Here is a 21,659-nt window from a genome sequence, read left to right on the forward strand (position 1 = left end):
TGCGCTGATTGTGGCCCAGCGCACACACCCGGACAAGGGCGTCGGCCCGGATGCGAGAATCTGCCCATGCCGCTCCCGTCCACCGCTCGGCTCGCCGAACAGATGGCGCATCTCAGGGCTGCGCCTAGCGGCATCGGCACGCTCGACATGGTGGCCCGCCGGCCTGCGAACGGGAAGCGCGAGGTGATGCCGGAAGGCATCCTCGACCTCGAGCTGGGCATGGTCGGCGACAACTGGCTCGAGCGGGCGACCTCTCGCGCCATCGCGACCGGCCGCCACCTCGATGCCCAGGTCAACGTGACGAGCTCGCGCATGGTCGGCCTGCTCGCCGCCGACGACGACACGCGAGCGATGGCCGGCGACCAGCTGTACGTCGACCTCGACATCTCACACGCCAACCTTCCGGTCGGCTCGCGACTGGCCATCGGCGACCCCGAAGACGGCGGCGCGATCATCGAGGTGACGGCCAAGCCGCACAACGGCTGCAAGAAGTTCGTGCGCTACTTCGGGCGGGAGGCGGAGCGCTTCGTCAACTCCGCTGAGGGCAAGGAGCTGCGGCTACGTGGCTTCAACGCGCGCGTCGTCTCGGCGGGCGTCGTACGCCGCGGCGACTCGGTGCGCAAGATCGACGACACGCTCTACTGAGACTTAAGTCAACGCGCAGCGAGGTCTCAGGCTGTTCACAGCAGGGCCGGGCATCGTCGGGGACATGAACGACACCCCGCCTCCCAGCTTCTACGGTCCTCCCGGCAACGAGCAGGAGCCGACGACTCCTCTCGGCCCGCTGCCCAATTCTCCTGTCGCGACGCGCGAGCGCAAGCCCCGTGGTCGCACGGGCTTCGCGGTGGCGGTCGTCACCGCGTCCCTGCTCGTCGGTGGCGGCGCCGGCATCGGTGGCGCCGCGGCGTACGACGCGTGGAACTCCGACAGCACGACTTCGACCTCGACCACCCCGACGCGCACGAGCCAGGTCGTCGACCAGGGCACGGCACCCGCGGAGGCCGGTTCGGTGCAGGACGTGGCAGCGAACGTGCTGCCGTCGGTCGTGAAGATCGCCGTCACCACGTCGAGCTCGGCCGCGTCGGGTTCGGGCATCATCCTCAGCGAGGACGGCACCGTCCTGACCAACAACCACGTGGTCGACACCGCCGGCCAGGACGGGAAGATCAGCGTTTCGTTCAGCGACGGCACCCGCGCCGACGCAACGGTGCTCGGCACCGACCCGCTGACCGACACCGCCGTGATCAAGGCCGAGGGTGTCTCCGGCCTGACGCCCGCGACGATCGGCAAGTCCGACAACCTCGCGGTCGGCCAGGGCGTCGTCGCGATCGGCTCGCCGTTCGGCCTCGACGCCACGGTCACCAGCGGCATCGTCAGCGCACTCGCGCGGCCGGTGAACGTCGGCACCGACTCCGACGGCAACTCCACGACGTACCCCGCGATCCAGACCGACGCGGCCATCAACCCCGGCAACAGCGGCGGTCCGCTGGTCGACATGACCGGCAGCGTGGTCGGCATCAACTCCTCGATCCGTACGGCGTCCAGCGGCTCGCAGGAGGAGGCCGGCTCGATCGGCCTCGGCTTCGCGATCCCGATCGACGAGGTCATGCCGATCGTCGACCAGATGATCAAGGGCGAAACCCCGACCCACGCGCGGCTCGGCATCCAGGTCACCGATGCGTCCAACCCGCAGAGCCAGCAGCCCGGTCAGCTCGGCGGCCAGGAAGGCCAGACGCCGACCGACGACGTGGGCGCTCGCATCGAGAAGATCACCGACGGCTCCACCGCCGCGGACGCCGGGCTCGAGGCCGGTGACGTGATCACCAAGGTCGACTCCGCGCTGGTCGACAGCGCCGACGACCTGGTCGCGACGGTCCGCTCCTACCGCCCGGGCGACAAGGTCACCGTGACCTACACCCGAGACGGCAAGGCGAGCACAGCCGAGCTCACGCTCGACTCCGACTCCACCGCGTCCAGCTCCTGAGCCAGCCGGCCCCGCGCAACGTCATCCGAATCGTGGACCCGCTTCCACGGTTCGTATGACGTGCCGGTGGACGCCGCGGGTACGTCGCGCGGTCGGCCGCTACGGCCCGGCCATCAGCGCGAGCCAGAGCAGCATCTTGTCCCGTGGGTCGGTGAGGTCACGGCCGGTCAGCTTCTCGATCTGCTTCATCCGGTAGATTACGGTGTTGCGGTGGCAGAACAGCTCGGCCGCGGCGTGGGTGGGCGAGCCGTCGTGGCGCAGCAGCGCTGACAGGGTCGCGAGCAGGGTGTCGGCCTGGCCGTGCTCCAGCAGCGGCCCGAGGGTCTGCGCCACCAGCAGCGGAGTCACGTGGCTGTCGCCGGCCAGCAGCACCTCCGGCAGCCGGGCGGTGACCGCGACGGCGCCGCGGCCGTTGCGAGGCAGGGTCTGGGCCGCCCGCAGCGCGAGCTGGAACGCCGTGGCGAAGCCGGCCAGCCCCTCGGCACTCGCCGCCACACCCACCCGTCCGGGCGGGTTGGGCCCGATCAGGTCGACCAGGGTGTCCTCGTCCGGCAGCAACCCGGCCAGGAGGCCGAAGGCGGCCCCCGAGCGGACGTGCCAGCGGGTCCGGATGTCGTGCCGGTCGAGCCGGTCCTCGACCGCGCCGGCCGCATCCGTCTGCGGCCCGTCGGACAGCGCGACAACACAGGCCACCCGGTCGCCCGCCGTGATCTCGAACAGCGACCGGGCCTCCTCGGTGAAGGCCTGGTCGGCTCCGCGACCGTCGAGCAACCCGTCCAGCACCGTCTGCTGGCGCTGCTGGTCACGCCGCAGCAGCCGGGCGCTCTCCCGGTGGTAGGCCTCGATGAGCACGCCGTTCTGCACGTCGAGGTCCGACCACACGCCTCGCGCCGCCTCCAGCAGCGACTTGTCGTTGATTCCGGTCGTGGTCACGGCCAGTTCCATCAGTGACTCCCACAGCACCCGCGCGCCCATCGTGTAGGCATTGAGCACGAGCTCGAGCGGTACGCCCTGCCTTGCCCTTCGCCGGCCGGTCTCGCGCCACAGCTCGACCGCCGACCGCGCGTCGAGCCGGCCCGCCAGGATCGCCAGGCCGCGGCCGATGTGCTCGCGAGAGCTGTGCCGCACGTCGTCGATGAGGTGCGGCCCGATCCGTTCGTACGCCGCGGCGTGCTGGGCCAGCATCCGGCTCGAGATGACGTCGGCGATGGCGTCGGAGCGGTCCAGGAGCTGGCTCCAGGCCTTGGCCACCGGGTCGTCTGTCACCGGGGAAGTGCCGCTCGCCTGGGTCTTCATCGAGCCACCGTCGCACTCCCCGCACACCGCGGGCCAGCCCTGGGCGGCATCTCGTCACGGCATTTTGTGCGCTACGCCCAATGTGTTTGGCGCCCCGGGCAACCACAGTGGTACAGGTCACACCTCTAGACCACCCCCCGAGCCGAGAGGGAGCGATGGCGGCGCCGTACGAGCTGGAGCTGAGCGACATCACCGTCACCTTCGGGGGACTGACTGCCCTGTCGGAGGTCGGGCTGCGGATCCTGCCCCATCAGGTGCACGGTGTGATCGGCCCCAACGGCGCGGGCAAGACCACCCTCTTCAACGTCGCGTGCGGCTTCGTCGAGCCCGACAGCGGCCGGATCGTCCGTCAGGGCAAGGAGCTCGACAAGCTCCGGCCTACCGACCTGCCCCGCCTCGGCATGGCCCGCACCCTTCAGGGGCTCGGGCTCTTCGACCGGGTCAGCGTGCTCGAGAACGTCATGGTCGGCGCCGACCACCACGCCAGGTCGGGGTTTTTCGGCTCGCTGCTGGCCCTCCCCGGCACGTCGCGCGACGAGCGGGCGATGCGGGACCGGGCACGCGGCGTACTGGATCGTCTCGAGATCGCCGAGTACGCCGACCGCTACCCGCCGAGCCTCCCCTACCCCGTGCGCAAGCGGGTCGCGCTGGCGCGAGCGTTGGCCGCCGAGCCGGACCTGCTGCTGCTCGACGAGCCGGCGAGCGGGTTGTCGTCGAGCGAGATGGACGAGCTGGGCGAGCTGGTGCGCGGGCTCACCGACTCGATGTCGGTGATGCTCGTGGAGCACCACATGGACCTGGTGATGCGGGTGTGCGACGAGATCACGGTGCTCGACTTCGGTCGCGTCATCGCGCACGGCGCGCCCGACGAGGTCCGCGAGGATCCCGCCGTGCTCGCGGCATATCTCGGCGAGAGCGTCGACTGATGCTCGAGCTCACCGGACTGCGCGCTGGCTACGGCCCGATCACCGCACTCGACGACGTCTCGTTCACCGCCGCGAAGGGCGAGATCACCGCGGTGCTCGGCGCCAACGGCGCCGGCAAGACCACCCTGCTGCGCACGGTGTCGGGGCTGCACAAGGCCTGGGCCGGCAGCATCGACTTCGAGGGCACCAGGCTCGAACGGCTCCCCGCCGAGGCGATGCCGAAGCTGGGTCTCGCCCACGTCCCCGAGGGGCGCGGCGTGATCACCGAGCTGACGGTGGAGGAGAACCTCCGCCTCGGTGGGCTGGGTCGCGGTGGCCGGGTGCGACCCGACGACCTCAAGCGGGCCTACGACCACTTCCCGATCCTGGCCGATCGCAGCGCTGCCCTGGCCAACACGCTCTCGGGCGGCGAGCGGCAGATGCTCGTCATCGGACGTGCGCTGATGGCCACCCCCACGATGCTGCTGCTCGACGAGCCCTCGCTGGGCCTCGCGCCGCGCATCGTCTCGCAGATCTTCGGCCTGCTGAAGAATTTGGTGAGCGACGAGGGGCTGACGGTGCTGCTCGTCGAGCAGAACGCGCGCAGCGCCCTGTCGGTCGCCGACCACGGCATCGTGCTCAACCTCGGGCGGGTCGTCGCCGACGCCCCCGCCGACGACCTGGCCGGCGACGAGAAGCTCCGCCACGCCTACCTAGGTTTCTGACGTCTCGGAAGGGGCTCACGTGCAGCAGTTCATCAACACCGCACTCGGCGGGCTCACCCTCGGCATGGTGTACGCCGCGTTCGCGCTCGCCCTGGTGCTGATCTGGCGCTCCACACGGATCGTCAACTTCGCCCAGGCGCCGATGGCGATGATGACCACGTTCGTCGCGCTGGTAGTGATCGACGCCGGCTACAGCTACTGGCTGGGCTTCGCGGCCGCACTGGTGAGCGGGCTGGTCCTCGGCGCGGTGCTGGAGCGGGTCGTCGTACGCCCCGTCGAGGGCAAGGCCGAGATCAACGCGGTGATCCTCACCCTGGGCCTGTTCATCGTGATCCACGGCCTGGCCGCGGTGATCTTCGGCAACCGTTACCGGTCGTTCCCCGCACCCTTCGGGCTGCGCGGCATCAAGGTCGGCGACTCCACGATCGCGCTCAACGGCTTCGGAATCTTCACGATCGTCTCGGTGCTGATCGTGATGGCGCTGCTGGTCGCGCTGTTCCGCTTCACCGACCTCGGCCTGCGGATGCGGGCGTCGGCGTTCAACCAGGAGGTCGCGCGGCTGCTCGGCGTACGTGTCGGGCAGATGCTCACCCTCGGCTGGGCACTCGCCGCCCTCGTCGGGTCGCTCGCCGGCCTGCTGATCGCGGGCGGCAGCCTGGTCCACCCCGGATTCATGGACTCCGTGGTGGTCTACGGATTCGTCGCCGCCGTGCTCGGTGGCCTCGACAGTCCGCTCGGCGCGGTCGTCGGCGGGTTACTGCTGGGTCTCTCGCTGAGCTTCGTGAGCGGGTACGTCGGCTCGCAGCTGGTCGCGCTGGCCGCCCTGGTGATCCTGATGCTGGTGCTCACCCTGCGTCCCGGCGGCATCTTCGCCCAGACCGCGGAGCGGCGGGTCTGATGCGCGAGCGGATCAGCGGACTGTGGCAGCACTCCACCCTCGCGCGGCACCTGATCGGCGCCGGGGCGGCGCTGTTGGTGGTGATCGCGGTCATGGAGAGCGTGTCGGAGTTCCGGAGCATCCAGCTCGCGTCGATGGCCTACCTCGGCATTGCCGCCGGCGGGCTCACCGTGCTCACCGGGCTCAACGGCCAGATCTCGCTGGGCCACGGCGCGCTCATGGCCTTCGGCGCCTACACCGCTGCGCTGCTGCTGCCCGACCGCGAGTCGTCGACCCCGCTGGTGCTGGTGATCATCGCCGCCGTGCTGGTCACCCTTGTCGTCGGCATCGCCGTCGGGGTAGCCGCCGCCCGGTTGCACGGGCCCTACCTCGCCGGCGCGACCCTGGCCCTGGCGGTCGCAGTGCCCGGGATCGCGCTCTTCTTCAAGGAGACGCTCGGCGGTGAGCAGGGGCTGCGCGTGGTGATGCCGGACATCCCCGAATGGGTGCTCAACACCGCCTTCTTCGTCACCGGCAGCGAGCTCAGCCGCAGCCGGTACGTCGCGTACATCGCCTGGTTGACACTGATCGTCGTCTTCACGCTGCTCGCAAACCTGGCGCGCAGCCGGGTCGGGCGCCGGTGGCGCGCCGTACGCGACGACGAGGTCTCCGCCGAGCTCGCCGGCATCGACCTGGGCCGCGCGCGCGTCTCCGCGTTCATGGTCAGCGCCGCCGCTGCGGGTGCGGCCGGGGCGATGCTGGCCTTCACCGTCAAGCTGGCCGCGCCGAGCGCATTCAGCCTGACGCTCAGCCTCACCCTGCTGGCGGCCGTCGTACTTGGGGGACTGGGCAGCCTCACCGGAGCACTCATCGGTGCCGCCCTGCTGACGTTCCTGCCAGGAGTCGTCACCGACATCGGCGTCGGCTCCGGCCTCAGCGACATCCGGGCGGCCGAGCTCGCGCCGCTCGTCTACGGCCTCGTCATGGTCGCGGTGATCCTGGTGGCCCCGGCCGGCATCGTCGGCAGTCTCCGCGGCCTGATCGCGCGCTCGCGCAAGACAAACCCCCTCACCACCACCTCGAAAGGAACATCATCATGAAACGCACATCTCGGCTCGCGGTCCCACTGGTCGCCGGCGTCATCACCTCGCTGGTGCTGGCCGGGTGCGGCGCGGGTGGCCGTGACGACAGCGACAGCAGCGGCGACAGCGGCGGCGGCGGCGCCACCGACGTCGGCATCACCGATGACTCGATCACCCTCGGCGCGCACTTCCCGCTGACCGGCGTTGCTGCGCCCGGCTACAGCGAGATCCCCACCGGCGCGAAGGCGTACTTCGACTACGTCAACGCCGCGGGTGGCATCAACGGTCGCAAGATCGAGTACATCGTCAAGGACGACGGCTACAACCCCACCAACACCACCGCCGTCACCAACGAGCTGGTGCTGCAGGACGAGATCTTCGCGATGGTCGGCGGGCTCGGCACCCCCACGCACAGCGCCGTCGTCGACTTCCTCAATGAAGAGAAGGTGCCCGACGTGTTCGTGTCGTCCGGCTCGCTCCAGTGGGGTGACGACGTGGAGAGCAAGCCCTACACGTTCGGCTGGCAGCCCGACTACGAGATCGAGGGCAAGATCATCGGCCAGTACATCGCCGAGAACATGCCCGATGCGAAGGTCGGCCTGTTCCTGCAGGACGACGACTTCGGCGAGGACGGCGAGAAGGGTGTGCGGCAGTACGTCGACGACCAGATCGTCGGCGTCGAGCGCTACACGTCGGGCAACACCGACGTGGGCCCGCAGATCGCCGGTCTGCAGGCCTCCGGCGCCGACCTGGTGCTGGGCTTCAACACCCCGTCGTACACCGCGTTGAGCCAGCTCGTCGCGCTCAAGCTCGGCTACGACCCGCAGTGGTACTACAGCAACGTCGGCTCCGACCCCACGCTCGTCGGCTCACTGCTCTCGCGCTTCTCCGAGGGTGCCGTCGAGGGTGACGACAACTCGCTCAACGGTGTGCTGACCTCGGAGTACATCCCCGGCGTCGACGCTCCGGACGACCCGTGGGTCCAGCTGTGGCAGAAGGTGTGGGACGAGCAGGGCAGCGACGGCGAGCTCAGCAACTACCGCATCTACGGCATGTCCCAGGCCTACGCGTTCGTGCAGGTTCTGCAGGCGGCGGGCGAGGACCTCACCCGCGACGGTCTCGTCGAGACGCTCGAGGAGGTCGGCCAGGACCTCGACGGCCCACAGCTCGCGCCGTACCGCTTCACCGCCGACAGCCACCTGGGCATCTCCGGCCTGAGCATCATCGAGATCCAGAAGGGTGTCGGCGAGCCCCTGACCCCGGTGCTGACCACCGACATCGGTGACGCCGAGATCACCGAGGCCGACGCCGCCCAGGCCGAGGACTCGCCGCCGGAGAGCGGGATCCCCGAGGCGCCGTAACCAACGCGCGATTCCGAACAGTCCGCAGGACCTCCCGGCCGGGGAACCTGCGGACTGTCCGGCATCAGGGCTGGGTCAGCCGCTTCTGGAACTCCGCCAGCCGGGCCACCGGCTCGAACCCGAGCCGCTCGTTGACGCCGATCATGTGCGCGTTGACCTCGGCGTTGAAGGTGGTCAGCCGGGTGATGTCGGGCCGCTCGCGCTGCAGCAGCAACAGGTTCGCGACCTTGACCGCCAGTCCGAGGCGGTGGCCGCGGTCGGCGCGGCGTACGAGCGTGCCCCACTGGTAGGCGCGACCGGGCTCGTGGATCGTGGTGACGAGATCGGAGTAGGCGACGACCTCGCCGGCCGCGTCGAGCGCGACGGTGTTGTAGCGGGTGCGGCCCTGGCGCGCCACGCTCGTTTCGCCCTCACGGAGCGCATCCAGGTCGACCACCTCGGGCTCGCGTTCGAGCTCTCCCAGCGGGGCCTCGGTCATCAGGCTGGAGGAGAGCGTCATCCAGCTCAGTGCGATGTCTTGGGGGATGTCGCCGACCCAGGAGCGCAGCTGGTACGACGCGTGGTGCGGGGTCGCCTCAGCCGCCAGCTGGGCCAGCAGGGCGTCGGACACCGGCAGGTCGAGCTCGCGCTCGACGTCGCTGAGACCGAAGCGGTAGTCGTGCCGTTGCGCGAACTCGACTGCGGGCACGCCGTCGCCAGCGCTGCCCGCGGCGTACGGGAAGGTGGCCTCGGAGTCGAGGCGGGACCGACCGTGGCTGCGGGCCACGTCCTCGAGAACCTCCAGCATCGCGCTGCCGTGGCCGCGTCGCCGCGCCTCCGGCAGCGTGTGCACCTCGACGGCGGCGGAGTCGAGGTTGTCCATCAGCGACGTGGCGACGGAGCCGGACACGACGACTTCGCCGTCCGCCAGTCCGACGTAGCCCGCCGACCAGCGTCGTCGGTTCGGCTCCATCGTGACCCTCAGCTCGGGCAGCGTCCAGCAGGTGTGGAACCGGCCGACCTCGTGCTCGCTCGCGGCAAGGTACGTCGCGTGCCACTGGGCGAAGAGCTCTTCGTCGGCGAGCGCGACCGCACGGATCTCGAGACTCATCGCGCCCGCTCCACGCGGCCCTCGTCCCACACGGGGCCGTCGGACTCGTAGACCGCGCCGTCGCCGCCGTACACCAGGAAGCGGTCGAAGGAGCGCGCGAACCAGCGGTCGTGGGTGACCGCGAGGACGGTGCCGTCGAACGCGGCCAGGCCGACCTCGAGGGCCTCGGCACTCTGTACGTCGAGGTTGTCGGTGGGCTCGTCGAGCAGCAGCAGGGTCGCGCCGGAGAGCTCCAGCAGCAGGATCTGGAAGCGTGCCTGCTGGCCGCCCGACAGCGACTCGAAGTTCTGCTCCCCCGCGTGCGCGAGCTCGTAGCGGTCGAGAACGCGGGCAGCCTGCTCGCGGCCCATGCCGTTGCGCCCATCTGCAGAGCCGTCGCCACGATGAAGTACGTCGAGCAGCGTGCGGCCGCGCAGCTCGGGATGCTCGTGGGTCTGCACGAACCAGCCGGGGCGCACGCGCGCGCCGAGCTTGGCCTTGCCGGTGTGGTCGACCGGCTTGATGGCCACCTCACCGACGGGCTGGTGCTCGATGTCGGGGTCGCTGCCACCGGCTGCCAGCAGCCGCAGGAAGTGCGACTTGCCGGAGCCGTTGGAGCCGAGCACGGCGACCCGCTCGCCGTACCAGACCTCAAGGTCGAACGGCTTCATCAGTCCGCTCAGCTCGAGGTCGGTGCAGACGACGGCGCGCTTGCCGGTGCGGCCGCCCTTGAGGCGCATCTTGACCTGCTGCTCGCGCGGCTGCTCCGTGGGCGGACCGGCCTCCTCGAACTTGCGGAGGCGCGTCTGGGCGGCCTGGTAGCGGCTGGCCAGACCGTCGTTGTAGGCGGCCTTCTGCTTGTACATCAGCACCAGCGCCTTGAGTTTGGACAGCTCCTCGTCCCAGCGTCTGCGCAGCTCCTCGAAGCGCAGGAACCGCTCCTCCCTCGCCTGGTGGTAGGTCGCGAAGCTGGCGGGGTGGGTCCACACCAGGTTGCCGGCGCTGCCGAGCTCGACGGTGACGATGCGGGTCGCGGTGTTGGCGAGCAGCTCGCGGTCGTGGCTGATGAAAAGGATCGTCTTGGCCGACTCGCGGATCCGCTCCTCCAGCCAGATCTTGCCGGGCACGTCGAGGTAGTTGTCGGGCTCGTCGAGCAGCAGCACCTGGTCGGGTCCGCGCAGGAGGTACTCGAGCACGAGTCGCTTCTGCTCACCGCCCGAGAGGGTGCGCAGGCCGCGGTACTTCGCTCGGTCGTACGGCACACCCAGGGCGGCCGTCGTACACACGTCCCACACGACCTCGATGTCGTAGCCGCCCGCGTCGGCGAAGTCGGAGAGTGCCGCGGCGTAGCGCATCTGCGACTTCTCGTCGTCGTGCTCCATGAGGCGCAGCTCGCAGGCGTCTACCTCCTCGGCAGCCTTGCGTACGGCGGGCGGCGCCACCGAGAGCAGCAGGTCGGCGACGGTCTCGTCGGCACCCCCGTGTCCCACGAACTGCCGCATCACGCCCAACCCGCCGCTCCGGGTGACCGCCCCGGCGTGCGGCACGAGGTCGCCGGTGATGATCCGGAGCAAGGTGGTCTTGCCGGCGCCGTTGGCCCCGACCAGCGCGACCTTGGCTCCGTCACCGACGCGGAAGCTGACGTCGTCGAGCAGCACCCGTCCATCTGGCAGCTCGTAACGCACTCCGGCAACATCCACGTGACCCACGAGCGACGATTGTCCGGCATGGACGCACCGGCCGCATCCCGATATCAGGCGGTGTCGTCGATGCCCGGCCAGCCGGCGCCCAGCACCCGGTCGACGTCGATGACGAGCACCACTCGGCGCGGGTTCACGCGCGGGCTGCGGTAGCGCTCGGCGTACCGCTGCACGGCGTCGGCCACGGACTCAGGGTCGTCGAGCACGCGCACCGGCCCCTCGAGCGTCAGCCAGCGACGACCGTCGACCTGGCTGACCGCCGCCCGACCGCCGCGTCTGGCATTGCCGGCCTTGACCGACTCCCCGTCGGTGATGACGCGGGCGACGTGCACGTCGTCGTCCCAGGTGAAGCCGACAGGTACGGCATGCGGTGAACCGTCCGCGCGCTGGGTGACCAGCGTGGCCAGGTGCCGCTCGCGCAGCATCTGCAGCACCCCGGGTGGGAGCCGGTCGGGTCGGGGAGCCATGCGGCGATCGTCGCACGAGGTTTGGGCGGGGGGCACATGCCGTTCTCACCGCCCACGGGCCATGATGAGCAGGAGAACTACCGACGGGTCACAAGAGAGGCGGGGCACATGCAGCTCGAGCTGTCCGAGGAGGACCAGGCCTTCCGGCAGGAGATGCGTGACTTCTTCACCACGCAGGTCTCCGAGGAGATCCGGACGGCGGTGACGGAAGGCCGCGAGCTCACCAAGGACCAGCTGGTCGAGAGCATGCGCACCCTCAACGAAGCGGGCCTCGCCGTACCCCACTGGCCGGAGGAGTACGGCGGCCGCGGCTGGTCCGACCTGAAGCGGCACCTGTGGTTCGAGGAGATGCAGCGGGCCGGGGTGCCGACGCCGCTGGCGTTCAACGCCTCGATGATCGGGCCGGTGCTGGCTCAGTTCGGCTCGGAGGAGCAGAAGTTGGAGTTCCTGCCGAAGACCGCCAACCTCGACATCTGGTGGGCGCAGGGGTTCTCCGAGCCCGATGCCGGCTCCGACCTCGCATCGGTGCGCACCACCGCCGTGCTCGACGGCGACGACTGGGTCGTCAACGGCCAGAAGACGTGGACCACGCTCGGCCAGCACGCCGACTGGATCTTCACGCTCGTGCGCACCGACCCCGAGGTGAAGAAGCAGGCCGGCATCTCGCTGCTGCTCATCGACATGGCCACGCCCGGCGTCGAGGTGCGACCGATCGAGCTCATCGACGGCGGCCACGAGGTCAACGAGGTCTGGTTCGAGGACGTCCGCGTGCCCGGCGACCACCTCGTCGGCGAGCTCAACAGCGGTTGGACCATCGCTAAGTTCCTGCTCGGCAACGAGCGCGTGGGCGTCGCGCCGGTGGGCGCGACCAAGCGCTCGCTGGCGTACGCAAAGGAACTGGCCGCCGACCTCATCGCCGACGACCCGCTGCTGCGCGCCCGGGTGGCCGAGCTCGAGAACGAGCTGCTCGCGCTCGAGCTGACCGCCCTGCGCGTCGCGGCCCACTCGGCCGGCGGCGAGCCGCACCCGGCCTCGTCGGTGCTCAAGCTCAAGGGCTCGGTGCTGCAGCAAGCCGTCAGCGAGCTTGTCGTCGACCTCGCCGGGCCGGGATCGCTGGCCAGTGGCGCCGGAGACGACTCCGACCTCGACGGCTGGGCGCGTCGCGCGACGCCGACGTACCTCAACCTCCGCAAGGCCTCGATCTACGGCGGCTCCAACGAGGTGCAGCGCCAGATCATCTCCCGCACGATCCTCGGCCTCTGAAGGGACTGACATGGACTTCACCTACGACGACGAGCAGGTCGCGCTGCGCGATGCCGTCAAGGGCCTGGTCGGCAAGGCGTACGCCGACTTCGAGACCCGCCGCAACGCGGTAGCCGAGGACCCCGGCTTCGACGAGACGCTCTGGAGCCGGATGGCCGAGATGGGCCTGCTGGGCCTGCCGTTCGCCGAGGCCGACGGCGGCGTCGGCGCCGGACCGGTCGAGATCGGCATCGTGTGCCGCGAGCTCGGCCGGGTCGTCGCGCCCGAGCCCTACCTCGCTTCCGTGGTGCTGGCCGGCGGGCTCGTGGCTGCTTGCGGCACCCCCGAGCAGCGTTGGCCGGTGCTGGGCGCCCTGTCCGCCGGCGACAGCGTGCTTGCCTTCGCCCACGACGAGCCGGGTCGCCGCTGGGGACCCACAGCGACTGCTGTCAGCGCGATTGACAGCGATGGCTCATGGACGCTGAGCGGCGTCAAGGAGCCGGTGCTCCACGGCGCGCATGCCGACGTACTCGTCGTGAGCGCTGCGCTGCCCGACGGCGGCACCGGCCTGTTCCTGGTGTCCGGTGACGACGCCGAGCGCACCGGCTACGCGGCGTACGACGGCACCCGGGCCGCCCGCATCAGCTTCGACGGCACGACCGCGACTCCGCTGGGCGCGGCCGGGCAGGACGTCACCGCGAGCATCGCGACCGTGCAGGACATCACCCGCGTGATGGCGGCCAACCAGGCGCTGGGCGCGATGCAGACCGCGCTCTCCAACACGACCGACTACCTGAAGAGCCGCAAGCAGTTCGGCGTCACGCTCAACACGTTCCAGGCGCTGACGTTCAGGGCGGCCGACATGTACGTCTCGCAGGAGCTCACCCACAGCATGGTCGAGTGGGCCACGATGGTGGTCGCCCAAGGTGACGCCGAGGCACTCGCCGACGCCGCGTCGCGAGTGGCCTTGCAGGTCAGCCGCTCGGGACGGCACATCGGCCAGGAGGCGATCCAGCTGCACGGTGGCATCGGCATGACCGCGGAGTACGCCGTCGGCACCTACGTCGCGCACCTGACGATGCTGGACCACCTGTTCGGGGATGGTGGGTTCCAGCTGTCTCGCCTCGCCGCTTCGGTGACCGAGCACGGGGCGCTCGACCCGCTGGCGTGAATCCCCGCCGAGGGCCCTTGGTTTCGAGGCTCGCTGCGGTGCGAGCGTGCGAGCCTCGAAGGGACGAGCCTCGAAGCCGAGGCTCCCACTACGGCATCTGGGTGAGCTCGCGGATGACGCCGGTGAGCTCGTGGGCGACACCGGACAGGAACACGCCGTTGCGCTCCTCGCACGGGTCATCGGTGCGCAGGGTGGCGAGGTAGCCGCCGTCCTGGAGGATCACGGTCGGGTCCGAGGCAGGTCCGTCGCAGGAGGCGTCGAACTCCAGCGTCGGCGCCGACGCGATCTCGTCGAGCAGCTGCTCCGACTCACTGGGCGGCAGCAGCTTGCTGGACTCGAGCTCGTCGGCATCGCTGTAGCGGCACAGCGAGATGTCCTTGCCACCCTTGCCGCCGCCCGCCTCGGCCTGGCCCAGGTCCTGCGGGCACCCGTTGGCATCCGGGCCCTCCAGCAACGCGATGGATTCATAGATCGCCATCGCGGCGTCCTCGTCCGGGGCCACCACCTGCACCATCGTGCCGCCGACCACCTTGAAGCCGGACCACGCGCCAGCGGGGTAGTCGACCCCGTCAGCGACTTCGCTCGGGACAGCCTCGTCGCTCTGCATCGTGCTCGAGCGGGCGTCGACGAACTGCACGCCGTAGCTGCTCGCCGGGCCGCTGCAGGCGATCGCCGGGGCGATCGTCGTCGGGCGCTGCACGACCGGCTGCGGGCTGTCCCCGTTGCCGGACGCGCACCACGCCGACAGGGAGCCGTAGCCCCAGTCGGCAGGCACCTGGACAGTTGCATCGCGCCACGACTCGGTCCGCATGACGGGCCCGGCCGGCGGGTCGACGGACGGGTCGGTCGCGACGGTGGCGCCGTCGCCTCCGCCGTCACCGGCGACCTGGATGCCCACCGGCACCGCCACCACGGCCAGGGCTGCGGCGGCCGCCGCGATCGTCGTACGACGTCGCCGGCGGAGCCGGGACCGCGCACCCTGTGCCAGGCCGGTGGCACCGCCTGCACTGTCGGCCGCACGCCGAAGACTCTCTGACAGCCTGCGCTCGAACTCGTCACTCATCGTCTGCTCCAAACTCGTCGCCCAGTTGTTGGCGGAGGGTGGCGATGCCGCGGGAGACCCGCGACCGCACACTGCCCTCGCGTACGCCGGTCAGGTCGGCGATCTCGGCGTACTCCAGGTCTTCGTAGAAGCGCAGCACCACCGCGGTGCGCTGGTCCTTCGGCAGCGCGATGCATGCCTGCCAGAGGCGGTCACGCTCCTCGGGTGCCACCGGTTCGGTGACGGCGGTGTCGCGCACGGTCTCGACCGGCGTCTCGCGGCGGCGGAACTTGCGCCACCAGGAGACGTGCGCGTTGACCACCATCCGTCGTACGTAGGCGTCCGGGTCGGACACCCCACTGATCCGCGACCAGCGCGCGAGGGCCCGCGACAGGGCGTCCTGTACGACGTCCTCCGCGTCGGCGCGGTTGCCGGTGAGCACGAAGCCCAGCCGCATCAGCGCCGGCCCGCGGGCCGCGACCCAGCTGTCGAAGTCGAGGTCGGTGCCGCCCGTTGCCCCGAGAGGCGTTGCGGGGTCAGTCACTGGCTTCCTTTTCGTCCCGGGGATGACCGCTTCCATGACCTACCAACGCCACGGGGGCCGCTCGTGTTGCAAGCCATGCTCGCAGCCGTAGGGTGACGCCGTGGTGACCGCTCTGCTGGACACGGCCGAGCGCGTCTGGCCAGTCCTGCTCTTCCTCGTCCTGATTCAGGTGGTCGCCGACCTCTGCGACGACGCCGGGTTGTTCGACGTCAGTGCCCACGTTGCCGCCCGCATCTCCGGCGGCAGCCGGCTCACCCTCTTCCTGCTGTTCAGCGCGATGGCCACGCTCTGCACGTGGCTGCTCAGCATCGACACGACCGCCGTGCTGCTCGCGCCGATCGGACTCGCGCTCGCGGCCGAGCTCGGCATCAGCGCGCTGCCGTTCGCGTTCGCGTCGATCTGGCTGGCCAACGCCGCCTCGCTGCTGCTGCCCGTCTCCAACCTCACCAACCTGCTCGCCCAGGAGCGCCTCGGACTCGACGCCCACGAGTTCCTGCGCGCAACGTGGGTGCCCCAGTTCGCAATCCTGGTGGTGGTGATGGCCGTGCTGCTCGTCCGGCACCGGCGCGCGATCACGGGCTCGTACGTCGTGCCGCGCACGCTGCCGCCGTACGACCCGGTGCTGCTGTGGACTGCCGCCGTTGTCGTCGCCCTGATCGGCCCCGCGGTGGTTGTCGGGACACCGGCGTGGGTCGTCGCGCTGGGGGCGGGCGTCGTACTCACCATCGCCTTCTCCGTACGACGCCCGCAGCAGGTCGCGCCCGGCCGACTGCTGCGCCTGGTGCCGTGGGGGGTGCTGCTCTTCGCGATCGCACTCTTCGCCGTCGTCGACATCGTGGTCGTCGAGGGTGCGCCGCTGCTGGAGAGCCTGTTCGGCACCGGCTCCTCGCTCGGCGACCTGAGCCGACTGGCCGGCGTCTCGGCGGTGTCGGCCAACGCGATCAACAACCTGCCGGCCTACCTGGTCGCCGAGCCCTTCGCTGACTCCCTCGTGCGCGTGGTCGTAGTGCTCGTCGCGGTCAACGTCGGCCCGATGCTGCTCGCATGGGGCTCGCTCGCCAACCTGCTGTGGCTGCGCGCCTGCCGGGCCCGCGGGCTCGAGATCTCGCTGGTGCGCTTCGGGCTCGAGGGTCTGCTCGTGGTGCCGTTCGCCCTCGCGGCCGGCGTGCTCGCGGCCTACGTCACCGGTTGAATTGCGCGTCCATACCTGTTGAGTCGCGCCTATGCACCCCGTGAGTTGCGCCTCCCGCACAGCTTGGCTGCATTCGGCGCAACTCGACGGGCACGCGAGCGCAACTCAACGAAGAACGGTCACTCCTCGGTCGACTTCGCCCAGAGGTTGATGCCGGACTCGACGGCGTGCTTGTCGATCTCGGCCAGCTCGTCGTCGGTCAGGTCGGGGAACGACAGCGCGTCGAGGTTGGTGTCGAGCTGCTCCACCGACGAAGCGCCGATGACAGCTGACGTGACGCGCTGGTCGCGGACGGCCCATTGCAGCGCGAGCTGGGCGAGCTGCTGGCCACGGCCCTGCGCGATCTCGTTGAGCGCGCGCACCCGGTCGAGCACGGCCTGGTCGAGCCCGGCGATCGTGGAGTCGTCGCGCGCGGCCCGCGAGTCGGCCGGCACCCCGTCGAGGTAGCGGTCCGTCAGCAGCCCCTGCGCCAGCGCCGTGAACACGATGCACCCCATGCCCTGCGTCTCGATCTCGTCCAGCAGGTCCCCCTCGATCCAGCGGTTGAGCATGGAGTACGACGGCTGATGGATCAGCAGCGGAGTGCCGAGCTCGACGGCGATCGACGCGGCCTCGCGGGTCTTGTCCGCCGAGAACGACGAGATGCCGGCGTACAGCGCGCGACCCGATCGCACCGCCGTGTCGAGGGCCATCATGGTCTCCTCGACGGGCGTCTCGGCGTCGAAGCGGTGGCTGTAGAAGATGTCGACGTAGTCGAGCCCCATCCGCTTCAGCGACTGGTCGAGGCTGGACAGCACGTACTTGCGCGACCCGCCGCCCTGGCCGTACGGGCCGGGCCACATGTCGTAGCCGGCCTTGGTCGAGATGACGAGCTCGTCGCGGTACGCCGCGAAGTCGTCGGCCAGGTAGCGGCCGAAGTTCTCCTCGGCGCGGCCGTATGGCGGGCCGTAGTTGTTGGCGAGGTCGAAGTGGGTGACGCCGCGGTCGAACGCGCGACGCAGGATGGCGCGCTGGGTCTCCTCCGGCCGGTCGTCGCCGAAGTTCTGCCAGAGCCCGAGCGAGAGCAGCGGCAGCTTGAGGCCGCTGCGCCCGGTGTAGCGGTAGGCCATGGAGTCGTAGCGGTCGGGCGCAGCTTCGTAGCTCATGACCGAACCGTACGGGCTCAGACGAGGGTGACGTCGACCCCGGCGTCGCGCAGCTGCGCGACGACCGTCTCGTCGGCCGACGAGTCGGTGACGAGCGCCTGGATCTGGTCGATGCCGCAGATGCGGGCCAGCGTCACCTTGCCGAGCTTGTCGGCGGCCGCCACGACAGTGACCTTCTGCGCCTTGCCGACCATCTCGGAGTTGATGCCCGACTCACCCAGGTGGCTGCAGCTCGCGCCCTCGTGGGCGGTCAGCCCGTCGACGCCGAGGAAGAGCTGGTCGACGAGCAGGTCGGCCAGCACCCGGCTGGCAAACGGGCCGTGCAGCTCGTAGGACTCGGGCCGCGCGACGCCACCGATGACGACGGTGCGGATGCTCGGCCGCAGCACCATCTCGCTCGCGATGTTGAGGGCGTTGGTGACGATGGTGACCGCGTCGAACCCGCTCTGTAGGTCGACGCGAGACGCGAGGTGGCGGGCCACTGCGCTGGTGGTGGTGCCACCGTTGAACGCGATCACCGAGCGCGGCTCGACGCGCAGGGCCGCCTCGCGCGCGATTCGCTCGCGCGGGTCGTCGGTCGTGATGCGGTAGCGCGCCGGCAGGTCGTAGGCGACCGACGTGGCGACCACACCGCCATGGGTGCGCGTCGCGAGCTGCTGGCGCGCGAGCTCGGTGAAGTCGCGTCGTACGGTCGCGGCGGAGACGCCCAGCAGCTCGGAGGCTTCTGCCACCGACAGCCGCTGGTGGGCCGCGAGCGCGTCGAGCAGCATCCGCCAGCGGGTGGCCTGGTCGGCGGCGATCTCGCTCATGGGCGTGCCCCGTCGTCATGCATTCGAAAGTCCAATCGTTGCGGAAGCGGCAGGCCCGGGTGGAGCCGGACCCACAGGTCGCCGAGATCGAGCGCGCCTTCGGCAAGGTCGGGCACCTCGACATCATCCATGATGAGGCGGGCCTCGTCGGCACGATCGGCATCGGTGAGAGCCACGGCTTCCAGCAGGCGCGTCCGCCCGTGCCGACGTACGGCGTCCGGCAGGGTTTCGATGACCTGCAGGGCGTGGTCGGGACGACCGCAGCAGATGAGCAGCGTCAGCTGCTCCGTCGCCAACCCGCGCGAGTCGGGATCGAGACTGCGTGCCCGCGCGTAGTGCGCGACAGCCGAGTCGACGTCGTCGGCGAGCAGGGCGAGTCCGCGCTCGGCGACGGCGGACGGCCGGGCCGCGAGACTCGCCTCGTAGCCAGCCCGCGCCGCGGCCAGATCACCGCGCAGCTGGTGGTTGACCGCCAGCGCCAGGTCACGCCACCAATGCGCGGGTGCCTGCCGGAGAAGGTCGAACCAGAGGTCGGACACCGGAGGCACCGGCAGCCGGTCGGCCCCGGCATCCAGCGAGGTCCCGCGCAACACGGCCAGTGCGACCGCGCTGGCGTCATCGACCTCGGGGAAGGTCAGTGCCGGGGCGCCGGGACAGGCGTCGAGGCCGCGCAGCCCGAGCTCCGCGTGCCCCCAGCCCGAGCCTGTGCACACGAGTGCGTCGACAGACAGGTCGGCGATCTCGCGCCGCCACTGGTCGTGCACGTCCTCGAGCTCGGGGATGCGCACGGCAGCAGCCGCGCGGCCGCTCGCCGCGGCGTACTCGCCTGCGACGTCAGATGGGGCTAGATCGACGGCGCCGAACGCCTCGGTCCAGGACACCTCGGCGCGGCCGGCGAGAGGTGTGTGTTCGAGCTGGGTGGGCAGCACGCCGGCCTGGATCTCGGCGTAGGCGGAGTCGAGGCCCGAGAGCCACTCCTGCCAACGTGCGCCGCCAGGACCGGAGCCCCAGAGGAAGAGCTTGCGGCCGTTCAGCGCGGCAGTGGACGTCTGTGCAAAGCCGCGCCCATCGGACTCGACCGCGACGATCACCCGGCTCTCCTGCTCTGCCACCTCGAAGAAGTAGTCGGCCGCCATCGCACTGGCCCCGGGCCGGCTGATGTCGACGGCAGTCGAGTCGGGGTGCGGCACGTCGACCCGGCGCAGCTCGCCGGAGTAGTCGGTGCGCCAGGCGTGCGTGGCCGGGCAGAGCACGCGGGTCTCCGACGTCTCGGGCACCGCGATGTTGGTCCAGTAGTAGAGCGGCTTGGGCTCGGGGTCGGGGTTGACCACGCGCGTCGACGCGATCAGCCGGTCGCCGCGCAGCCACAGGTCGACCTGCAGCACGAGGTCGCGGGTGCGCTCCCACTCCCAGAGCCGGATCACGTCGCCGCACTCCCCCGCGGCGCCCGGCAGTACGGCCGCATGCATCGGCCGCGACGAGAGACTGGTGTGGCCGGTCGAGCCGAGGTTCCACTCGATGCCGCCGGCGAACCACGCGTCGGTCAGCCCGAAGTTGGCGAAGCGCAGCACCGGGTTGACGTGCAGCAGCTCGCGGCCCCGCGCCTCGTCGTACAGGGACCAGACCCGGCCCCCGAGCGTCGGCAGCACGGTGGCCGTCATCAGCCCGTTCGCCAGCTCCAGGGCGGGCAGCTCGACGCGCTCGTCGTGGCGCGCGTAGTCGCTCTGGAGGGCATAGGGCAGCGGCGACCCGAGCCGTCCGTAGGCGACGCGTTCGGCCATCCCCGCCGGCGCATCCGGTCCGACCTCGACCGGTGAGAGCGCCCGCAGCGGCCTGAACGCCGGCAGCGTGCTCTCGGGTCCGGGCAGGGATCCCGTCACGCGAAGCCTGGTGCTGCGCGCGCGGCCGTACGCCGTCGACGGAGCGGGCGCGGGGACACTCACCCCAGACGCTCGCCGGTCAGTGTCGAGAACATGTGGACCTTGTCGTCGACCGGGCGCAGCACGATGCTGTCGCCGACCTGCGGGCCGGGGCCGCCAGCCACGCGTGCGGTCAGCACGGTCGGGCCGGGACCACCGGACTCGGGGTCGACGGTGGTGAAGTCGCCCGAGCAGTAGAGGTAGCGATCGCTCCCGAGCTCCTCGATGACGTCGACGACGCAGGGGATGCCGTCGTTGCCCGACGAGACCAGCATGCCTTCGGGCCGTACGCCGACAACGACTTCGGGACCCGTGCCCGCCACCTGCGAGGCCGTCAGCGGCACCGAGTGGCCGCCCACGACCGCACGACCGTCGGCGACCGGAGACAAGAAGAGGTTCATGCCGGGCGAGCCGATGAAGCCTGCGACGAAGATGTTGGTCGGCTGGTTGAACAGTGCGTCGGGGGTGTCGACCTGTTGCAGCACGCCGTCCTTGAGTACGGCGACGCGGTCGCCCATCGTCATCGCCTCGACCTGGTCGTGGGTGACGTAGACCGTCGTGACGCCCAGCTTGCGCTGCAGCGCGGCGATCTGGCTGCGGGTCTGCACCCGCAGCTTCGCGTCGAGGTTGGACAGCGGCTCGTCCATCAGGAACACCCGAGGCTCGCGCACGATCGCGCGACCCATCGCGACGCGCTGGCGCTGGCCACCGCTCAGCTTGGCCGGCTTGCGGTCGAGGTACGGAGTGAGGTTGAGCGACTCGGCCGCGGCGGCCACGCGTCGTTCGATCTCGTCCTTGGACATCTTGGCGATCTGGAGGTGGAACCCGATGTTCTGCCCGACGGTCATGTGCGGGTAGAGCGCGTAGTTTTGGAAGACCATCGCCAGGTCGCGCTTGGACGGCGCCAGGTCGGTCACGTTGTCGTCGCCGATCCAGACCTGCCCGTCGTCGATGCCCTCGAGGCCGGCGAGCATGCGCAGGGTCGTGGACTTGCCACAGCCCGAGGGGCCGACCAGCACGAGGAACTCGCCGTCGGTGATGTCCAGGTCGAGCGCGTCGACGGCTGGCCGGTCAGAGCCGGGGTAGAACCGGGTGGCGCCCTTGAAGCTGACGGTTGCCATGGGTGATT

At 70.4% G+C, this 21,659-nt stretch carries 20 protein-coding genes; 10 read left to right on the forward strand and 10 right to left on the reverse strand.

Translation table 11 applies throughout. From position 1 onward, the window contains the following. Positions 1-66 precede the first annotated feature (66 nt). Together H4Q84_RS09385 and H4Q84_RS09390 are read left to right on the forward strand one after the other, a co-directional pair. A complete protein-coding gene (locus tag H4Q84_RS09385; protein ID WP_248583127.1) occupies positions 67-645 on the forward strand; it encodes a hypothetical protein in 579 nt (192 codons plus the stop codon). Between the two features lie 64 nt (positions 646-709). Next, the gene (locus H4Q84_RS09390; protein ID WP_248583128.1) at positions 710-1,984 is read left to right on the forward strand and encodes a trypsin-like peptidase domain-containing protein; all 1,275 of its coding nucleotides are present in this window, start codon (positions 710-712) and stop codon (positions 1,982-1,984) included. A gap of 99 nt (positions 1,985-2,083) precedes the next feature. Here the strand turns inward: H4Q84_RS09390 and H4Q84_RS09395 are convergent, their stop codons facing one another. After that, on the reverse strand, positions 2,084-3,280 hold the full coding sequence (locus H4Q84_RS09395; protein ID WP_248583129.1) for a PucR family transcriptional regulator: 1,197 nt from the start codon (positions 3,278-3,280) through the stop codon (positions 2,084-2,086). A 155-nt stretch (positions 3,281-3,435) separates the two neighbouring features. Here H4Q84_RS09395 and H4Q84_RS09400 point away from each other — a divergent pair, with 155 nt between their 5' ends. Genes H4Q84_RS09400 through H4Q84_RS09420 form a run of 5 tightly spaced genes read left to right on the forward strand, consistent with a single transcriptional unit; the run spans position 3,436 to position 8,230 of the window. Further along, positions 3,436-4,206 (forward strand): ABC transporter ATP-binding protein, encoded by a 771-nt coding sequence (locus H4Q84_RS09400; protein WP_248583130.1) that lies wholly within the window; start codon positions 3,436-3,438, stop codon positions 4,204-4,206. Beyond that, positions 4,206-4,910 carry an ABC transporter ATP-binding protein gene (locus H4Q84_RS09405; RefSeq protein ID WP_248583131.1) on the forward strand — a complete coding sequence of 235 codons (705 nt, stop codon included), beginning with the start codon at positions 4,206-4,208 and terminating at the stop codon, positions 4,908-4,910. The genes H4Q84_RS09400 and H4Q84_RS09405 overlap by 1 nt, the downstream gene beginning before the upstream one ends. Before the next feature lie 19 nt (positions 4,911-4,929). Beyond that, complete coding sequence (locus H4Q84_RS09410) at positions 4,930-5,808, forward strand: branched-chain amino acid ABC transporter permease (RefSeq protein ID WP_248583132.1); 879 nt, start codon at positions 4,930-4,932, stop codon at positions 5,806-5,808. Next, positions 5,808-6,887, forward strand: a complete 1,080-nt coding sequence (locus H4Q84_RS09415) for a branched-chain amino acid ABC transporter permease (protein WP_248583133.1) — start codon at positions 5,808-5,810, stop codon at positions 6,885-6,887. The genes H4Q84_RS09410 and H4Q84_RS09415 overlap by 1 nt, the downstream gene beginning before the upstream one ends. Beyond that, positions 6,884-8,230, forward strand: a complete 1,347-nt coding sequence (locus H4Q84_RS09420; RefSeq protein ID WP_248583134.1) for an ABC transporter substrate-binding protein — start codon at positions 6,884-6,886, stop codon at positions 8,228-8,230. Before H4Q84_RS09415 ends, H4Q84_RS09420 begins: the two co-directional genes overlap by 4 nt. A 64-nt stretch (positions 8,231-8,294) precedes the next feature. Here the strand turns inward: H4Q84_RS09420 and H4Q84_RS09425 are convergent, their stop codons facing one another. From H4Q84_RS09425 to H4Q84_RS09435, 3 genes are read right to left on the reverse strand one after another with little or no spacing between them, the layout of a single operon-like run. Beyond that, on the reverse strand, positions 8,295-9,320 hold the full coding sequence (locus H4Q84_RS09425; RefSeq protein ID WP_248583135.1) for a GNAT family N-acetyltransferase: 1,026 nt from the start codon (positions 9,318-9,320) through the stop codon (positions 8,295-8,297). After that, complete coding sequence (locus H4Q84_RS09430) at positions 9,317-11,008, reverse strand: ATP-binding cassette domain-containing protein (RefSeq protein WP_248583136.1); 1,692 nt, start codon at positions 11,006-11,008, stop codon at positions 9,317-9,319. The genes H4Q84_RS09425 and H4Q84_RS09430 overlap by 4 nt, the downstream gene beginning before the upstream one ends. Positions 11,009-11,052: 44 nt before the next feature. Then, positions 11,053-11,466: a PPOX class F420-dependent oxidoreductase gene (locus H4Q84_RS09435; protein WP_248583137.1), complete on the reverse strand. Its 414-nt coding sequence runs from the start codon at positions 11,464-11,466 to the stop codon at positions 11,053-11,055. 108 nt (positions 11,467-11,574) lie between these two features. On the opposite strand from H4Q84_RS09435, the gene H4Q84_RS09440 reads away from it, so the two are divergent. After that, positions 11,575-12,729 (forward strand): acyl-CoA dehydrogenase family protein, encoded by a 1,155-nt coding sequence (locus tag H4Q84_RS09440; protein ID WP_248583138.1) that lies wholly within the window; start codon positions 11,575-11,577, stop codon positions 12,727-12,729. Between the two features lie 10 nt (positions 12,730-12,739). After that, a complete protein-coding gene (locus H4Q84_RS09445) occupies positions 12,740-13,879 on the forward strand; it encodes an acyl-CoA dehydrogenase family protein (RefSeq protein ID WP_248583139.1) in 1,140 nt (379 codons plus the stop codon). Positions 13,880-13,967: 88 nt separating this feature from the next. Here the strand turns inward: H4Q84_RS09445 and H4Q84_RS09450 are convergent, their stop codons facing one another. After that, positions 13,968-14,942, reverse strand: coding sequence for a hypothetical protein (locus tag H4Q84_RS09450; RefSeq protein ID WP_248583140.1), 975 nt, complete (start codon positions 14,940-14,942; stop codon positions 13,968-13,970). Then, complete coding sequence (locus H4Q84_RS09455) at positions 14,935-15,465, reverse strand: SigE family RNA polymerase sigma factor (RefSeq protein ID WP_248583141.1); 531 nt, start codon at positions 15,463-15,465, stop codon at positions 14,935-14,937. The genes H4Q84_RS09450 and H4Q84_RS09455 overlap by 8 nt, the downstream gene beginning before the upstream one ends. Before the next feature lie 100 nt (positions 15,466-15,565). On the opposite strand from H4Q84_RS09455, the gene H4Q84_RS09460 reads away from it, so the two are divergent. Beyond that, positions 15,566-16,657, forward strand: a complete 1,092-nt coding sequence (locus H4Q84_RS09460; RefSeq protein ID WP_248583142.1) for an SLC13 family permease — start codon at positions 15,566-15,568, stop codon at positions 16,655-16,657. A 119-nt stretch (positions 16,658-16,776) separates the two neighbouring features. Here H4Q84_RS09460 and mgrA read toward each other — a convergent pair whose 3' ends face one another. Genes mgrA through ugpC form a run of 4 tightly spaced genes read right to left on the reverse strand, consistent with a single transcriptional unit; the run spans position 16,777 to position 21,651 of the window. Further along, positions 16,777-17,802, reverse strand: coding sequence for an L-glyceraldehyde 3-phosphate reductase (gene mgrA, locus H4Q84_RS09465; RefSeq protein WP_248583143.1), 1,026 nt, complete (start codon positions 17,800-17,802; stop codon positions 16,777-16,779). Positions 17,803-17,819: 17 nt separating this feature from the next. Then, positions 17,820-18,611, reverse strand: a complete 792-nt coding sequence (locus H4Q84_RS09470) for a DeoR/GlpR family DNA-binding transcription regulator (RefSeq protein WP_248583144.1) — start codon at positions 18,609-18,611, stop codon at positions 17,820-17,822. Continuing rightward, positions 18,608-20,554 carry a DUF5107 domain-containing protein gene (locus tag H4Q84_RS09475; RefSeq protein WP_248583145.1) on the reverse strand — a complete coding sequence of 649 codons (1,947 nt, stop codon included), beginning with the start codon at positions 20,552-20,554 and terminating at the stop codon, positions 18,608-18,610. The genes H4Q84_RS09470 and H4Q84_RS09475 overlap by 4 nt, the downstream gene beginning before the upstream one ends. Continuing rightward, complete coding sequence (ugpC, locus tag H4Q84_RS09480; protein WP_248583146.1) at positions 20,551-21,651, reverse strand: sn-glycerol-3-phosphate ABC transporter ATP-binding protein UgpC; 1,101 nt, start codon at positions 21,649-21,651, stop codon at positions 20,551-20,553. The genes H4Q84_RS09475 and ugpC overlap by 4 nt, the downstream gene beginning before the upstream one ends. Positions 21,652-21,659 lie beyond the last annotated feature (8 nt).

Source organism: Nocardioides sp. InS609-2 (genome assembly GCF_023208195.1).
In the GTDB taxonomy this organism is placed as follows: Bacteria; Actinomycetota; Actinomycetes; order Propionibacteriales; family Nocardioidaceae; genus Nocardioides.

Excerpts from the sequence above, each read along its gene's own strand:
- H4Q84_RS09435 (WP_248583137.1), bottom strand. The coding sequence starts at position 11,466 with ATGGCTCCCCGACCCGACCGGCTCCCACCCGGGGTGCTGCAGATGCTG.
- H4Q84_RS09395 (WP_248583129.1), bottom strand. The coding sequence starts at position 3,280 with ATGAAGACCCAGGCGAGCGGCACTTCCCCGGTGACAGACGACCCGGTG.
- H4Q84_RS09450 (WP_248583140.1), bottom strand. The coding sequence starts at position 14,942 with ATGAGTGACGAGTTCGAGCGCAGGCTGTCAGAGAGTCTTCGGCGTGCG.
- H4Q84_RS09385 (WP_248583127.1), top strand. The coding sequence starts at position 67 with ATGCCGCTCCCGTCCACCGCTCGGCTCGCCGAACAGATGGCGCATCTC.
- H4Q84_RS09415 (WP_248583133.1), top strand. The coding sequence starts at position 5,808 with ATGCGCGAGCGGATCAGCGGACTGTGGCAGCACTCCACCCTCGCGCGG.
- mgrA (WP_248583143.1), bottom strand. The coding sequence starts at position 17,802 with ATGAGCTACGAAGCTGCGCCCGACCGCTACGACTCCATGGCCTACCGC.
- H4Q84_RS09390 (WP_248583128.1), top strand. The coding sequence starts at position 710 with ATGAACGACACCCCGCCTCCCAGCTTCTACGGTCCTCCCGGCAACGAG.
- H4Q84_RS09405 (WP_248583131.1), top strand. The coding sequence starts at position 4,206 with ATGCTCGAGCTCACCGGACTGCGCGCTGGCTACGGCCCGATCACCGCA.
- ugpC (WP_248583146.1), bottom strand. The coding sequence starts at position 21,651 with ATGGCAACCGTCAGCTTCAAGGGCGCCACCCGGTTCTACCCCGGCTCT.
- H4Q84_RS09420 (WP_248583134.1), top strand. The coding sequence starts at position 6,884 with ATGAAACGCACATCTCGGCTCGCGGTCCCACTGGTCGCCGGCGTCATC.
- H4Q84_RS09445 (WP_248583139.1), top strand. The coding sequence starts at position 12,740 with ATGGACTTCACCTACGACGACGAGCAGGTCGCGCTGCGCGATGCCGTC.
- H4Q84_RS09400 (WP_248583130.1), top strand. The coding sequence starts at position 3,436 with ATGGCGGCGCCGTACGAGCTGGAGCTGAGCGACATCACCGTCACCTTC.
- H4Q84_RS09440 (WP_248583138.1), top strand. The coding sequence starts at position 11,575 with ATGCAGCTCGAGCTGTCCGAGGAGGACCAGGCCTTCCGGCAGGAGATG.
- H4Q84_RS09470 (WP_248583144.1), bottom strand. The coding sequence starts at position 18,611 with ATGAGCGAGATCGCCGCCGACCAGGCCACCCGCTGGCGGATGCTGCTC.
- H4Q84_RS09425 (WP_248583135.1), bottom strand. The coding sequence starts at position 9,320 with ATGAGTCTCGAGATCCGTGCGGTCGCGCTCGCCGACGAAGAGCTCTTC.